Here is a 15179-nt window from a genome sequence, read left to right on the forward strand (position 1 = left end):
CATGCCAGAACCCTACGGCTTTCAGGTCCGCCGCAACTCCTGTGCCGTAGGGCGGCTGACCCGGTACCGGACAAGAGTGGCCTCTTCGACAAACCGGACCGGGTCAGCCACATTCAGCGCGAGCAGATATGCTGCGCAAAGAAAAACCCCGCTCAGTGGCGGGGTTTCTTTTTGGCGCTTCGATCAAGCAGATTACTTGATCTTGGCTTCCTTGAATTCGACGTGCTTGCGCGCCACCGGATCGTACTTGCGGAACGAAAGCTTCTCGGTCGCGGTACGGGTGTTCTTCTTGGTGACGTAGTAGAAGCCGGTGTCGGCGGTCGAAACCAGCTTGATCTTGATCGTGTTGGACTTTGCCATCGCGGTAGCCTTTGAAACAAACAGGCCGCGCGACGGTTTTGCGCACGGCTCGGAAATGAGTTGGGCGCAAACTATGCATTTTGCGCCAAAAGTCAAGCGCGTCAGGCGTGCCCGTCGCTCTCGATTTCATCATGCGTGCCGGCGGGATCGAAGCCGTGCATATAGCGGGCCCATTGCAAGCCGACGATCGCTCCCTTGATTACAGGAAGCAGGAGTACCGATGAGATAAGGATCATCGGAATCATGATCCAGAGGTATGTCAGCGGATGCAGCGGCGTGGAACTCATCTCCATGTGCAGCACCGCGCCGACCGCAAGGTGCCCGACAATCGTGATTACAAGGTAGGGCGGGGCGTCATCGGCCCGATGATGGAACAGCTCAGTGCCGCAAACATCGCACTGGTCCGCGATCTTGAGGTAGCGCGAAAACAGCTTGCCTTTGCCGCAATTGGGACAGCGGCACTTCATGCCATTGAGCATGGCGGGCCAGAGCGGCCGCGTGGGTCTCAATGTCAGGTTGGTAACAGGCATAACTATTTCCTTGCGCGACGGCCGCGCGGTGCAGGCTTGCCCTTGCTGGTCCTGCGCCCACGGGTGGGGCCGGGTGGTTTCACCCGTTCGCCCTGAGATAGGACTTCAAACCGCAATGCGCCAGCCATCGGTGCTGCTTCAAGCAGTCGCACATCAACTTTGTCACCTATTCTGAAGCGTTCTCCCGTGCGCTCGCCGATCAGAGCCTGCTGGTCTTCGAAGAAGCGGAAATAGTCCTGCCCGAGCGAGGATACGGGCACGAAGCCGTCGGCTCCGGTCTCGTCGAGGCGGACAAAGAGCCCCGCACCGACCAGGCCGGAAATCGTGCCCCTGAACCGCGCGCCTATGTGGGCGGCAAGATATTGCGCCAACAGGCGGTCTGAGGTTTCGCGCTCGGCGGCCATCGCGCGGCGTTCGGTCGCCGAAATGTGCTCTCCGATCGCGCCAAGGCGATGCTCCTCGGCTTCGGTCAGCCCGTCCTCGCCAAGATCGAGTGCCTTGATCAGCGCGCGGTGCACGATCAGGTCCGAGTAGCGCCGGATCGGCGAAGTGAAATGGGCGTATCGGTCCAGGTTGAGGCCATAGTGGCCATAATTGCCAGGAGCATACTCTGCCTGCGCTTGGCTGCGCAGCACCATTTCGCTGACTTGTTGACTCTTGTCCGCCTTTTCCGCTCGGAAGAGGATCTGATTGAAGTCCTTGGGTCGCAGCGCTTCGCTGCGCGGCACCGGCAGGTCGAGCGATTTGAGGAACTCGCCAAGGGCGACGATTTTCTCGCGGCTCGGAGCATCATGGACACGGTAGAGCAGGGGAACCTTGTGTTTTTCCAGCGTCTCGGCGGCGCAGACGTTGGAAAGGATCATCATCTCCTCGATGAGCTTGTGTGCTTCGAGGCGGTCGGGGACATAGACGTCCTTGACCATCCCATTCTCATCGAGGCGGATGCGGCGTTCCGGCAGGTCCAACGCCAGCGGGCCGCGACGATCACGGGCCTTGGCGAGGGCTGCATAAGCAGCCCACAAAGGCTTCAGAATCGGCTCCAGCAGCGGACCTGTGGCGTCGTCGGGATTTCCGTCGATCGCCGCTTGCGCCTGGCTGTAGCTGAGCTTGGCCGCCGAGCGCATCATGACGCGATGGAACGAGTGGCGTTTCTTGTTGCCTTCGGCGTCGATGACGATCCGAAGCGCCATGGAAGCCCGGTTCTCGCCTTCGCGCAGCGAGCACAGATCGTTGGAAATCCGTTCGGGCAGCATCGGAACAACGCGGTCGGGAAAATAGACCGAATTGCCCCGCAGGAACGCCTCGCGATCCATGTCCGAACCGGCCCGGACGTAATAGGAAACGTCGGCGATCCCGACGTGGATGATGAAGCCGCCTGGATTGTTGGGATCGGTGTCCGGCTCGGCATGAACCGCATCGTCATGGTCTTTGGCGTCTGCCGGATCGATGGTGATCAGCGGAATATCGCGCCAATCCTCGCGCCCCTTGAGTGTGGCTTCTTCAGCTTGTTGGGCGGCCTTTAGCACTGAAGCGGGGAAGCGGTAGGGGATGTCGAGTGAATGCAGCGCGATCAGGCTTACCGCGCCTTCCGATTGTGGATTGCCGACGACATTGACGACCTTGGCGCGCGGAATCATCAACCTGCCCGAGACAGTGACTTCGATCTCGACGAGATCGCCGTCCTTGGCGCCCCCCAGATCGCCGGCCGGGATGCGCATCTCCCTTGCCTTGCGCTCGATCGGCACGAGCCGCGCACCGTCGTCGTCCATGCGAACAATGCCCAGATCGGCTTTGCGTGGCTTGTCCAGCACCTTCATCGGCCGCGCTGAGTAGACCGGAACCACTCCCCCTTCGCGATGGATGCGCGCCAGAATGCGGTCGCCGGGCGCGGGAGCTACCCGAGCGTCCTTGCCAACGGTGACTGTGACGCGTGGTTTTTCCCCTTCTTCATCGTCCCATTTCGCAGGGAAGGCGTGCAGATTGTCTGGATCTGCATCGGCGGGAATGTCGAGCACCGTCACTGCCGGCAGTTCGCCCACGGGCCGGATTTCCTTGCGCTTGCGCGCCAGAAGCCCTTCTTTTTCCATGTCGCGCAGCAGCACCTTGAGGGCGATGCGATCATCACTCTTGATGTTGAAGTGCCGCGCGATCTCGCGTTTGGAATTGATCTCGGGAAAATCCGCTATCGCTTCCAAGATGGCTTCACGGGTCGGCAGCTCGCCGGGGGTGAAACTGGCCGAACGCCGACCCTTGCGCGGGGCAGGGGCTTGGGGCTGGGTTGCTGTGCGTTTGGCCATATGTTTCCTTTTAGGCCTCTGCCTTCTTCTTGGCTGCCGCTTTAGGCTTTACCGCCTTGGTCTTGGCGGCAGCCTTGGGCTTGGCTTTCGCCTTGGTGGTCTTACCCTTGGAACCGGCCTTGGCGGCGATCAGTTCCAGAGCCTTTTCCAGCGTCACCGCTTCGGGCGCCAAATCGCGGGGCAGGGTCGCGTTGACTTTGCCCTGATTTACATAAGGACCATAGCGCCCCGAGCGGACTGTTATGGCCCCATCGTCATGCTCGAAGCTCTTGATGGGCGCTGCGGCTGCGCCGCGTCCGCCGCGCCCGCCACCGGCCTTCTTTTCGGCGATCAGCGATACGGCACGGTTGAGCCCAACCGAGAAGACTTCCTCAACATCGGGCAGGTTGGCATAGGTGCCGTCATGCAGGACGAATGGCCCATAGCGTCCGATTCCGGCCGTGATCGGCGTGCCGGTTTCGGGATGCAGTCCGACTTCGCGGGGAAGCGAAAGCAGCTTGATCGCCTTTTCGAGATCCATGTTGGCAGCGTTCCAGCCACGCGGCAGGCTGGCGCGCTTTGCCTCCTTGCTGTCTTCGCCAAGCTGGACGTATGGGCCGAAACGCCCCGTTTTGAGATAGATTTCCGCGCCGGTTTCCGGATCGGCTCCCAGAGCGCCATCGCCCACGGCAGCTTCGGACGCCTGACCGGTCGCGCTTTCGGAAAGCTGTTGGGTATGGCGGCACTCGGGGTAGTTCGAACAGCCGATAAAGGCGCCGTAGCGTCCAAGCTTGAGCGAAAGCTGCCCCGTGCCACAGGTTGGGCACAGGCGCGGATCGGACCCATCCGGCTTGGGCGGAAAGATATGGTGGCCCAGAAGGTCGTTGAGCGCGTCGAGAACTTCTGAAACCCGCAGGTCCTTGATCTCTTCAGTCTGGTGCGAAAAATCCTTCCAGAAGCGGCGCAGCACTTCCTTGTAGTCGATCTCGCCGGCCGAAATCTCGTCCAGCTCTTCCTCGAGCCCGGCCGTGAAGCCATATTCGACGTATTTGGTGAAAAAGCTCTGGAGGAACGCCGTCACCAGCCGGCCGCGGTCTTCGGGCACAATGGCACGCTTGTCGAGCCGGATATAGTCGCGATCCTTGAGCGTGGCCAAGGTCGCGGCATAGGTCGAGGGGCGCCCGATCCCCAGCTCTTCCATCTTCTTGATGAGGCTCGCTTCGGTATAGCGCGCCGGAGGCTGGGTGAAGTGCTGCTCGATGTCCACCTTCTCAAGGTTGGGAGTGTCGCCAACCTTGAGTGCTGGAAGCTCGAGACTGTCTTCGTCATCCTCGTCGGTCTTTTCGACGCCATAGACGCCCAGAAAACCGGGGAAGGTGACCACGGAGCCTGTCGCGCGCAGCGTGATGGCCCTGCCGGGTGCGAGCACGTCGATATCGGCTGTCGTCCGTTCGATTTCGGCCGAGCGCATTTGGCTGGCCAAGGCCCGGCGCCAGATCAACTGGTAAACCTTGAACTGATCAGGGTCGAGGTTGCGCAGCGTATCGGGATGCTTGCCCAGATCGGTCGGGCGGATCGCCTCGTGGGCTTCCTGCGCGTTCTTGGCCTTGGTCTGGTAGAGGCGCGGCTTTTCAGGCACGTATTCGGGTCCGAATTCCTTGCCGATCACCCGGCGCGCAGCCTCGATCGCTTCCGGCGCCATCTGCACGGCGTCGGTACGCATGTAGGTGATAAGTCCATCCTCATATAAGCGCTGGGCGATTTGCATCGTCCGCGAGGGCGAAAGCGAAAGCCGCGATGAAGCGTCCTGCTGCAACGTCGAGGTCGTGAACGGAGCATAAGGATTGCGCTTGGTCGGCTTCTTGTCGACGCTCGCGACCTTGAAATTGCCCTTCTCGATAGCCGCCTTCAAGCCCTCGGCATCTTCGCCGGTCTTTATGGCGAGCTTGTCGGTCTTGTCGCCGTCGACCGAATAGAGACGCGTCGCAAAGCTCTTGCCGGATTGGTTGAGCGTGGGCGTGACGCTCCAATATTCCTGCGGCTTGAAGCGTTCGATCTCCTCCTCGCGTTCAGTCACCAGCCGCAATGCCACGGATTGCACGCGGCCAGCCGAACGGGAGCCGGGCAGCTTGCGCCACAGGATCGGGGAAAGAGTAAAACCGACGAGATAGTCGAGCGCCCGGCGCGCCAGATAGGCATCGACCAAAGGCGCGTCGATATCGCGGGGCTTTTTCATTGCCTCGGTCACGGCGTCCTTGGTGATGGCATTGAACACCACCCGCTTGACCGGCAGATCCTTCTTGATCGCCTTTCGCTCCTTGAGCGCATCAAGCAGGTGCCAGGATATGGCCTCACCCTCGCGATCGGGGTCGGTCGCCAGAATCAGTTCGTCCGCACCCTTCAGCGCACGCGTGATGTCGGTCAGGCGCTTCTTGGACTGAGAATCGACTTCCCAGCTCATGGCGAAGTCTTCGTCGGGACGCACCGACCCATCCTTGGCGGGGAGGTCGCGCACATGGCCAAAGCTGGCGAGAACCTCGAAGTCCTTGCCCAGATATTTGTTGATGGTCTTTGCCTTGGCCGGGCTTTCGACGATGACGACTTTCATGCCTTGATAGGCTCCGCGACTAAAAGAGATTGGCCTTGAACGGGGGAGATAGGGCGGCGAACGCCCGCCCTCAAGGTCCGCGCAAAATGGTGAAACCGTTCGGCTCTGTCAATTGCGCCGATCCCGAGACGTCTGCCGGAAGCGCTCGAGTGGTCAGCCGCGCAATGCAAAAAGCTGTCCTGGCGAGCGTTCGATCCGGCCGGCAAGTTCGAGTTCGAGCAGCAAGATCTGCATGACGGGCGCCGGTATGCCGGTGGCCTCGATGAGCATATCGGCAGCGGTGGGGGCATGACTGAGGGCGGTCAGCAGGCGGCTGCGATCATCCTCGGAGGGATCGGCGATGATCGATGCAGGGGCGGCATCGAAGTCCTCGGCTTCGAACAGCGGCAGGCGTGCGGGATCGGCGTGAGTGAGTTCGGCGACAATATCGTGGGCGCCGGTCACCAGCCTCGCTCCCTGCTGGATCAGATGATTGCCGCCTTCCGCGCGCGGATCGAGCGGGGAGCCGGGAACGGCGAAAACCTCGCGGTTCTGTTCCAGCGCCAGCCGCGCCGTGATCAACGATCCCGAGCGCTTGGCCGCTTCGACGATGACCACGCCGAGCGAAATGCCCGCGACCAGCCGATTGCGGCGAGGAAAATCGCGGGCCCGTGGTTCCCAGCCCAGCGGCATTTCGGTCAGCAGCGTACCGCCTGCATCGACTATGGCCCGGGCGAGACCAAGGTTTTCGCTGGGATAGATGTGATCCAAACCGCCCGCCATGACGGCGACGGTTCCGGTCTCGAGCGAGGCTTGATGGGCAGCCGCATCGATACCGCGAGCCAGGCCGGAAATGATCGCATATCCCTGACGGCCGAGATCGGTGGCAAGAAGCTGGGCCATCCGGCGTCCTGCGGCAGACGCGTTTCGCGCGCCGACGATGCCGACCGTACGTTTGTTGGACAGCGCATTGCCGCCCATGACGGTCAGCATCGGCGGCGGTCCGGGGATATGGCGCAGATGCGGTGGATAGTCGGGGTCGTTGGAGGTGATGAGTCGGGCGCCGATTGCCTCGGTTCGGGCGATCTCGTCCTCGGCTTCCGCAAGGGTGGGGATTCTGATGTGGCGCCCACCGCCGCGCTTGGCGAGGTGCGGTAGAGCTTCAAGAGCCGCATCGGCGGAACCGAAGCGGTTTATGAGGGTGCGGAAGGTCGCGGGACCGACATTGTCGGCACGGATCAATCGAAGCCAAGAGACGCGCTGGGTGGGCGAAAGGATGGAGCGCGTCATCTGCGGGCGATCCTTAGACCTGTCCTGGCGTTTTCTTCTCGCCGATCTTGCTCTCGGTTCCGGTCAGCAGCCGCCTGATATTCTCGCGGTGCGTGATGAACAGCATGATCGAAAGGGCAAAGGTAGCCCAGGTCAACTGGACACCGGAAAACGCAAAGGCGAACATGGGAGCAGTCGCGGCGGCGGTCAGCGCGGCGAGCGATGAATAGCGTTGCGCAAAGGCGATCAGCAGCCACACGGCGCAGAAAATCAGCCCAATGACCCAGTGGAGCGCCAGTAGGATACCGATATAGGTCGCCACGCCTTTGCCGCCCTTGAAGCCAAGCCAGATGGGGAAGATATGGCCCAGGAAGGCAGCAACACCAGCGTACAGCGCCGCCTCATAGCCCCAAAACCAGCCGGCGACGGCTACAGCCGCCGCGCCCTTGCCCGCGTCGCAGATCAAGGTGAGCGCGGCAAGGTCCCGCCGCCCGGTGCGCAGCACATTCGTTGCGCCGATATTGCCCGAACCGATTGAGCGCACGTCGCCCAATCCGGCAAGCCGCGTGGCGATGACACCGAACGGGATCGAGCCCAGCAGGTATCCCACCACCAGGGCCAGCGCATATTCGATCATGCGAAGGCTTCCTCTCTGTAAACGATATTGCCCCCAACCACGGTCGCCATGACCTTGCCGGTCATGCGCGCGTTCTCGAACGTCGTGTTCGTCGAACGCGAGCGGATCCTAGCTTCCTCGACGATCCAGGGATAGTCCGGATCGAACAGGCACAGGTCGGCCTTCGCGCCTTTGGCGATGCGGCCCGAGTTCAATCCGAGGATTTCGGCTGGCCGAATGGTCATGGCGCGCAGCACGGTCATCAGATCCACATCGCCGGAATGGACGAGGCGCAGGGCGGCTGCAAGCAGGGTTTCGAGCCCGATAGCGCCGGTTGCCGCGTCGGCGAAAGGCTGACGCTTGCCTTCGGAATCCTGGGGGTCGTGGTCGGAAACGATCACGTCGATTACGCCGGTCTTCAGCGCTTCCACAAGTGCCAGCCGGTCATCCTCGGTCCGCAGCGGTGGGTTGAGCTTGAAGAATGTGCGGTAGGAGCCGATGTCGTTTTCGTTGAGGCAGAGATTGTTGATCGAGACACCGACGGATATGGACCCGCTCCGCTTCCTGTAGAATGCCGCCAGTTCGGCACTGCGTGCGGTCGAGATCGCCGCCGCATGGTAGCGCGCACCGGTTGCCAGCGCCAATTGCAGGTCGCGGTCGAGGGGAATGGTCTCGGCTTCGGCCGGAATGCCCTTGAGCCCTCGGAAGGTTGCGAGCGGCCCAGCATTCATGACGCCGTCCGCGATCAGGCTCGCCTCGCCGGGCAGGTGAACGATCGGAACATCGAAATTGGTGGCATAGACCATTGCCGAACGCATGACCGATGCGCTCTGAAGCGAATTTCGGCCGTCGGTAAAACACACCGCGCCGGCTTCCCTGAGCAGACCGAATTCCGTGAGGTCCTTGCCCTGGGTCCCTTTCGTGATGGCTGCCGAGGGCAGGACGTTTACCCCGCTCATGGCCTGGGCGTGTCGGGCGATGAATTCGACCAGGGCGCCATCATCGATCACCGGCTGGGTATCGGGCATCACGACTATAGAGGTGACGCCGCCCGCCGCGGCGGCCTGTCCGGCGCTCTTGAGCGTCTCCCGATGCTCGTGTCCCGGCTCTCCGGTAAAGACGCGCATGTCGATGAGCCCGGGAGCAAGAACCATCCCCTTGGCATCGATGCGCTGCGCCTTTTCGGGCGCGCCGGGAGGCTCGCCCCTAGCGATATCGGCAATATTGCCGTCCTGGATCAGAACGGAGCCGTGGAAATCGGCATTGGTCGCTGAATCGACAATACGGGCGTTCTCGATAAGGAGGGGCTTATTCATCGCCACTCTCCTTGTTGAGCAACGCATCGAGCACCGCCATTCGGACGGCGACGCCCATCTCGACCTGCTCGGTTATCACCGACTGCGGCCCATCGGCGATGGCCGGATCGATCTCGACACCGCGGTTCATCGGGCCGGGGTGCATGACGAGGGCATCGGAATTGGCGCGGCTGAGCTTTTCGGCGTCGAGGCCATAGAAGCGGTAGTATTCGCGCACCGAGGGAATGAGCTTGCCAGAGGCGCGCTCGTTCTGGAGGCGCAGCATCATGACGACATCGGCGCCTTCCACCCCTTTTTCCATATCGGTGAAAACCTCGGAGGCCATCTGTTCGACACCGCGAGGCAGCAGCGATTTGGGCGCGACGACCCGGGTTCGCGCCTGCATTGCACCGAGAAGGATGAGATTGGAGCGTGCCACGCGCGAATTGGCGATATCGCCGCAAATCGCAACCGTCAGTCCGTTCAGCCGGCCCTTGTGCCGGCGAATGGTGAGGGCGTCGAGCAAGGCCTGGGTTGGGTGCTCGTGTGCGCCATCGCCGGCATTGAGCACAGCGCATTCCACCTTCTGGCTGAGCAATTCGACCGCGCCGGACGAACCATGCCGCACCACGATGGCATCGGGCTGCATGGCGTTGAGGGTCGCGGCCGTATCGATCAGCGTTTCGCCCTTGGCGACCGACGAGGTCCGCACTGCCATGTTCATGACGGTAGCGCCCAGCCGCTTGCCGGCGATCTCGAAGCTTGCCTGAGTGCGGGTGGAGTTCTCGAAGAACAGATTGATCTGCGTCTTGCCCGCCAATGTCGGCAGCGTTTTGCGCTGGCGGGAAATGGGGATCATCGCCTCGGCACGGTCCAGAAGATCGATGATTTCGACCGGATTGAGCTGGGCGATTCCGAGAAGGTGCCGATGACGGAAAGGAAGGAAGGAGCCCTTGGGGCTATCGGGGAGTTCCGGCTGTCGTCGTGCCATTGTCTGTTCCACTCGCGACTAGCGGTGCCTACCCCATGGGGCAGGACCGGGCAAGGCCCAGAGACAACAATCAACCGCAATTGCTTCAAGCCGCCGCGCGACCGGCCAGGAATATGCCGAGGCCGCATGCCAGCGCCGATGCGAGACTCGCGATCGATCGGACATGATTCCAGAACGTCCAGCGCTCGGAGTACTGTGTCCACATGGCTTGCGCCGCCTCGATATCTTCAGGAATGACCGCCCGGCCGAGCGCTTCGTTCATAGGCACGTTAACGGCTACGGTGACGGCGAACGCTCCCAGAAGGTAGGCGATTGCGGCCACGCCGAACGCAGTGCCCGACGCGGGCTGCCCAATCATGAAAAACAGGATGGCAGCGCCCGCCGCGAAGACCGGTACACCGAAGAAGTTGGGAAAGAACCAGGGGTTCTGGATAACGGTATTGATCTTCTGCATTGCATCGATCGCCGATGCCGGATTGGCCTCATCCAGTCCCCACATGACGGAAACCGAATAGGCAAAGAAAAACCCGGCCATGATCATGCTGGTGAGCAGCGCCAAGATCGCTGCGGCGGTTGCGAGATAGGACATCTGACGGTCTCCACCTTGTTGTGGTCTCGGACATACCCCGCGAGCGTCTCGGGCGTGTGACGAGGCTAGCGCCGCAATCGATCCAGCGCGCCTTGAAGGATGTAGCTCGCCGCCAGCTTGTCGACCACCTCGGCCTGGCGGGCGCGGGAAAGATCGGCCTCGATCATGGTGCGGGTCACGGCCATGGTCGAGAGCCGTTCGTCCCAGAACACCATCGGCAGATCGGTCTTTTGCTTGAGGTTCCGCACGAAGGCACGGGTGGATTGGGCCCGCGGGCCTTCACTGCCGTCCATGTTGAGGGGGAGACCCACCACGATGCCGGTCACCTTGTTCTGGCCGATCAGTGCCAACAGCCGTTCCGCATCCGCGGTGAACTTGGTGCGCTTGATGGTTTCGATCGGCGAGGCGGTCATCCTCAGCGAATCCGAGATCGCTACGCCTATGGTCTTGGTGCCGAGGTCGAGCCCCATCAGCTTGCCGCTTTGCGCAAGGCCGGCGAGGGGGGCGGTGTCATCGCTCATGGTCTGGTCCTTGCCGTGAGGGCGTTGGCGGCTTATCTCGCATCTCAATGAGTTCTGGCAAGGAAAACGCGCCAATGAAGATCACTTGGTTTGCAGCCATGACGTTTCGGATTCACATTGGCGGACGGATCGTCGTCACTCATGCCGAGGAAGCGCCGGACGGGATTGATCCGACCGAACTCATCGCTGGGGCGCAAACCGTGGTTTCGGGCGAAAGTCCCGATCTTGCCACCTTTGATCCTGCCGTGTGGCGTCCTCGCCGGCGCACGCGGCTCATCGATACCGATCCGGTGGACGAAGGCCCCGATCTCTTCCGGCTCGGTATTCGCGGGCTCGTCGCCGATTCGGCTGATGAGGGCCTGTTGGCTGTCGAAGATGCGGCCCGGCCAGCACAGTGGAACCGCTGGGCCGATAATGCGGTGGTGGTGCTCTCGGGCTGCGGCGCTCAATGCGCAGCCCATGGAACTGCGCTGCTCGACGCAGCGCGGCCGCGTTTGATCGCCCTGGCGATCACCGATGGCGATATCGATGCTGCTTTCAATGCGCTGGCGCCGGGGCTCGACGGCGCCAGTCTCATTGTTCTCGAACCAGGCTTGGCGGTCGAAGTGTAGCGGATTTGGCGATTGCCATTCTCGGAATGCCATTGCTAAAAGCCGCTGTAGGATTTCGAATATTGTCTAGGAGACGCACATGTCGGTCGATGCCGATACCGTAAGGCGCATTGGTCGTCTCGCCCGCATCAGGATTACCGAAGAAGAGGTCGCGGCCTACGAAGGTGAGCTCAACGCCATTCTCGGGTTTGTCGAGCAACTCGGTGAGGTCGATGTCGAGGGCGTCGAGCCGATGACGTCGGTGACCCCGATGCAGCTTCGCCGCCGTGACGACAAGGTCACCGAGGGCGGATATGCTGAAAAGATCGTGGCCAACGCTCCGATCTCGGAAGACAATTTCTTCATGGTCCCCAAGGTCGTGGAGTAGGCAGTGGCCGTAACGATTGCCATCGAGACGCCACTGCAGGATGACGTGCGGGCGCTGGTCAAGGCGCTCAACGCGTATCTCAACCCCCTTTCGCCACCCGAGTTCCAGTTCCAGATGACCGTGGAGCAAATGGCCGGTGAAGACACTACCGTGTTCATCGCCCGCGACGAGGCGGGCAAGCCAGTGGGAATGGGTGCGTTCAAGGTCTTCAACTCCGATCTTGCCGAGGTGAAGCGAATGTACACGCTTCCCGAAGTGCGGGGACAACGTGTCGGCGTTGCCCTGCTTCAGGCGATCGAAACGCTGGCGCGCGAGAAGCGCATCGGGACGTTGAAGCTCGAGACCGGCAATGTGGCGGGGTTTGAACCTGCCAGGCGGCTCTATGAGCGCAATGGCTTCACCCGTTGCGGCGCCTTCCTCGATTATCCCGACAGCCAGTATTCAGCATTTTACGAAAAGGCGCTCGCCCAGGCGCCGTCCGAAAGGGTTATTCCGTGACCGATCTTACCCGTTTGAGCCTCAAAGCCCTGCGCGATGGCATTGCCGCCAAGCAATTCACCGCGCTCGAAGCTGCCGATGCCTATGTGACGGCCATCGAGGCAGGCAATGAGAAGCTCAATGCCTATATCGCCGTTACCGCCGAGCAGGCGTGGGAGATGGCCAAGAGTTCCGACGATCGCATCGCCAAGGGCGAGGCGGGTCCGCTCGAAGGCGTCCCGCTGGGAATCAAGGACCTGTTTGCGACCAAGGGCGTTCACACCCAGGCGGCCAGCCATATTCTCGATGGGTTCAAGCCCGAATACGAGTCGACCGTCACCTCCAACCTCTGGCGCGATGGCGCCGTGATGCTGGGCAAGCTCAACATGGACGAGTTCGCCATGGGATCGTCCAATGAGACCTCCTATTACGGTCCGGTGGTCAATCCCTGGCGCGGCGAGGCGGGTAATAAGGATCTGGTGCCCGGCGGCTCGTCTGGTGGCTCGGCAGCCGCGGTGGCGGCATGGCTCTGCGCCGGTGCGACGGCGACCGACACGGGCGGATCGATCCGCCAGCCGGCGGCGTTCACCGGCACCGTGGGCATCAAGCCAACCTATGGCCGCTGCTCGCGCTGGGGTGTGGTTGCATTCGCTTCCTCGCTCGACCAGGCCGGGCCGATTGCGCGTACGGTCGAGGATTCGGCTTTGATGCTGCAGTCGATGGCAGGGTTCGACCCCAAGGATTCCACCTCCGTCGATATGGCTGTTCCCGATTTCGCGGCGGCGGTGGAACGGGGCGTCAAGGGCCTCACCATCGGCGTGCCGCAGGAATATCGCATGGAGGGAATGCCCGGGGATATCGAAAAGCTCTGGCAGCAGGGGCTCGAATGGCTCAAGGCGGAAGGGGCGACGGTCAAGGACATCTCGTTGCCGCACACCAAATATGCCCTGCCAGCCTATTACATCGTCGCACCGGCGGAGGCGTCGTCCAATCTTGCCCGTTACGACGGCGTGAAATACGGATTGCGCGTTTCGGGCAAGGACATCACCGATATGTACGAGCTGACCCGGGCCGAAGGGTTCGGCCGCGAGGTCAAGCGCCGGGTGATGATCGGCACCTATGTGCTCTCGGCGGGATATTACGACGCCTATTATGTGCGGGCACAAAAAGTTCGCACGCTGATCAAGCGCGACTTCGAAGATGCCTTCAACGCGGGTGTCGACGCTATCCTCACGCCGGCGACGCCTTCGGCAGCATTCGGGATTGCCGATCAGGAACTGCATTCCGACCCGGTCAAGATGTATCTCAACGACGTCTTCACAGTCACCGTCAACATGGCCGGGTTGCCGGGGATCGCTGTGCCGGCGGGCAAGGACGGGCAGGGGCTTCCCTTGGGGCTGCAGCTCATCGGCAAACCGTTCGATGAGGAAACCCTGTTCGCGGCCGGTCGGGTGATCGAAAAGAGCGCGGCGCTGGATCTGGCGCCGGCAAAATGGTGGTGATCTCGCAAGGCCAGCTCGAGGAGCTGATCCTTGCCGGAAAATCGGTCGAGGATGCCGATCTTTCGGCCATCGACTGGACAGACCTTCCCAATGGCGCGCTCAATGCGCGCCATTGCCGTTTCGAGGGGGCCAGTCTCGCCGATGCCGAACTGGCGGGGGCAAAGTTCGATGGATGCACTTTCGAGCGCGTGCGCTTTGCCGGCGCCAACCTGACCGATGCTAGCTTTTCGGGTTGTTCGTTCTTCGATGCCGAGGCGGGAGAGGGGTGTGATTTCTCCCGCGCCGATCTCGAAGGCGCGACGTTCGAAAACTGCAACCTGGCCATGGCGCGCTTCGGACTTGCGGGCCTGTTCGACACGACCTTCAAAAGCTGCAAGGCGGCGGGAGCCGATTTCGAGGATGCGCGGTTTGCCAAGACGGCGGGCGGGCGCGTCGCCGTTTCGCGGGTGCGGTTCATCGCAACGCTGCTCGATATGGCGAGCTTCAGGCAGGCCAAACTCGATGATTGCCTGTTTGCCGAATCCAGCCTGCGACAGGCCGATTTGCGGCAGATTTCGGCATCGAGCGCGGATTTCAGGGATTGCGACCTCAGCGAAGCCAATTTCAACGGCGCTATTCTCGATGACGCGGATCTGCGCGGCGCGATGGTCATGGGCATCGACATCACCGGGCTTGCCAGCTTCGAGGGGATCAAGGTTTCCGCCGAACAATTGACCGATATCGTCCGGCCCTTGGGCATCAGGGTCTTTCCGCGGACCCGTTGAGTCACCATGTTGCACTCTGGCGCTTCAGCCGTTAACTCAACTTTTCACTCTATCGTCCGGTAAACACAGAACGTCATGTCCGATATCTTTACCACTCACGACTGGTCGAGCCCTCCAAAGGATCTTTCCTTGCCGCTACAGGCGCTGTGGTGGATCAGGAAGGGCGAATTCAGGATGGGTCCCGAATGGGAAGAAGCGCATCGGATCGTCCAGCAGATGGAGGGCGTGCAGGCGTTCGACTGGGTGCACGCTCTGCTGCACTGGATCGAAGCGGATATGGGCAACGCCGACTACTGGTATCGCCGCGCCGGCAAGCGCCGCAGCGCGCCCTCGGTCTCCCAGGAATGGGAGCACATGGCGATGACGCTTTCGGACGCGCCGAAGCATTAGGCGCGCGCACGCGGCGCCCGCTGCGCCCGAGGGA

16 protein-coding genes are annotated in these 15179 nt (G+C 61.8%); 6 read left to right on the top strand and 10 right to left on the bottom strand.

Features of this window, described 5'->3' with window-relative positions; translation table 11 throughout:
• Window positions 1-192: 192 nt before the first annotated feature.
• The 10 genes from rpmG to ruvX form a co-directional block, all read right to left on the bottom strand.
• A complete protein-coding gene (gene rpmG, locus NO934_RS16355; protein ID WP_309161050.1) occupies window positions 193-360 on the bottom strand; it encodes a 50S ribosomal protein L33 in 168 nt (55 codons plus the stop codon).
• 101 nt (window positions 361-461) lie between these two features.
• Window positions 462-890, bottom strand: coding sequence for a DUF983 domain-containing protein (locus NO934_RS16360; protein WP_309161051.1), 429 nt, complete (start codon window positions 888-890; stop codon window positions 462-464).
• Between the two features lie 2 nt (window positions 891-892).
• Window positions 893-3187, bottom strand: coding sequence for a ribonuclease R (rnr, locus tag NO934_RS16365; RefSeq protein WP_309161052.1), 2295 nt, complete (start codon window positions 3185-3187; stop codon window positions 893-895).
• A 10-nt stretch (window positions 3188-3197) separates the two neighbouring features.
• On the bottom strand, window positions 3198-5774 hold the full coding sequence (topA, locus tag NO934_RS16370) for a type I DNA topoisomerase (protein ID WP_309161053.1): 2577 nt from the start codon (window positions 5772-5774) through the stop codon (window positions 3198-3200).
• 153 nt (window positions 5775-5927) lie between these two features.
• On the bottom strand, window positions 5928-7043 hold the full coding sequence (gene dprA / locus NO934_RS16375; protein WP_309161054.1) for a DNA-processing protein DprA: 1116 nt from the start codon (window positions 7041-7043) through the stop codon (window positions 5928-5930).
• A 13-nt stretch (window positions 7044-7056) separates the two neighbouring features.
• Complete coding sequence (gene plsY, locus NO934_RS16380; RefSeq protein WP_309161055.1) at window positions 7057-7659, bottom strand: glycerol-3-phosphate 1-O-acyltransferase PlsY; 603 nt, start codon at window positions 7657-7659, stop codon at window positions 7057-7059.
• Window positions 7656-8954, bottom strand: a complete 1299-nt coding sequence (pyrC, locus tag NO934_RS16385) for a dihydroorotase (RefSeq protein ID WP_309161056.1) — start codon at window positions 8952-8954, stop codon at window positions 7656-7658. Before pyrC ends, plsY begins: the two co-directional genes overlap by 4 nt.
• Entirely contained in the window at window positions 8947-9924 is a 978-nt protein-coding gene (locus NO934_RS16390; protein WP_309161057.1) for an aspartate carbamoyltransferase catalytic subunit, read from the bottom strand. Before NO934_RS16390 ends, pyrC begins: the two co-directional genes overlap by 8 nt.
• A gap of 85 nt (window positions 9925-10009) precedes the next feature.
• Window positions 10010-10513, bottom strand: coding sequence for an anthrone oxygenase family protein (locus tag NO934_RS16395; RefSeq protein ID WP_309161058.1), 504 nt, complete (start codon window positions 10511-10513; stop codon window positions 10010-10012).
• A gap of 65 nt (window positions 10514-10578) precedes the next feature.
• Window positions 10579-11034 carry a Holliday junction resolvase RuvX gene (gene ruvX / locus NO934_RS16400; RefSeq protein ID WP_309161059.1) on the bottom strand — a complete coding sequence of 152 codons (456 nt, stop codon included), beginning with the start codon at window positions 11032-11034 and terminating at the stop codon, window positions 10579-10581.
• Window positions 11035-11108: 74 nt separating this feature from the next.
• Here ruvX and NO934_RS16405 point away from each other — a divergent pair, with 74 nt between their 5' ends.
• The 6 genes from NO934_RS16405 to NO934_RS16430 all read left to right on the top strand — a co-directional run bounded on the left by NO934_RS16405 (window position 11109) and on the right by NO934_RS16430 (window position 15145).
• Window positions 11109-11645, top strand: coding sequence for a hypothetical protein (locus tag NO934_RS16405; protein ID WP_309161060.1), 537 nt, complete (start codon window positions 11109-11111; stop codon window positions 11643-11645).
• 79 nt (window positions 11646-11724) lie between these two features.
• Window positions 11725-12012 carry an Asp-tRNA(Asn)/Glu-tRNA(Gln) amidotransferase subunit GatC gene (gene gatC, locus NO934_RS16410; protein ID WP_309161061.1) on the top strand — a complete coding sequence of 96 codons (288 nt, stop codon included), beginning with the start codon at window positions 11725-11727 and terminating at the stop codon, window positions 12010-12012.
• Window positions 12013-12015: 3 nt separating this feature from the next.
• A complete protein-coding gene (locus tag NO934_RS16415; protein WP_309161062.1) occupies window positions 12016-12510 on the top strand; it encodes a GNAT family N-acetyltransferase in 495 nt (164 codons plus the stop codon).
• A complete protein-coding gene (gatA, locus tag NO934_RS16420) occupies window positions 12507-13991 on the top strand; it encodes an Asp-tRNA(Asn)/Glu-tRNA(Gln) amidotransferase subunit GatA (RefSeq protein ID WP_309161063.1) in 1485 nt (494 codons plus the stop codon). Before NO934_RS16415 ends, gatA begins: the two co-directional genes overlap by 4 nt.
• Window positions 13982-14755 (top strand): pentapeptide repeat-containing protein, encoded by a 774-nt coding sequence (locus tag NO934_RS16425; protein ID WP_309161064.1) that lies wholly within the window; start codon window positions 13982-13984, stop codon window positions 14753-14755. Before gatA ends, NO934_RS16425 begins: the two co-directional genes overlap by 10 nt.
• Window positions 14756-14830: 75 nt before the next feature.
• A complete protein-coding gene (locus NO934_RS16430; protein WP_309161065.1) occupies window positions 14831-15145 on the top strand; it encodes a hypothetical protein in 315 nt (104 codons plus the stop codon).
• Window positions 15146-15179: the final 34 nt, after the last annotated feature.

It is taken from the genome of Pelagibacterium sp. H642 (genome assembly GCF_031202855.1).
Lineage (GTDB): Bacteria > Pseudomonadota > Alphaproteobacteria > Rhizobiales > Devosiaceae > Pelagibacterium.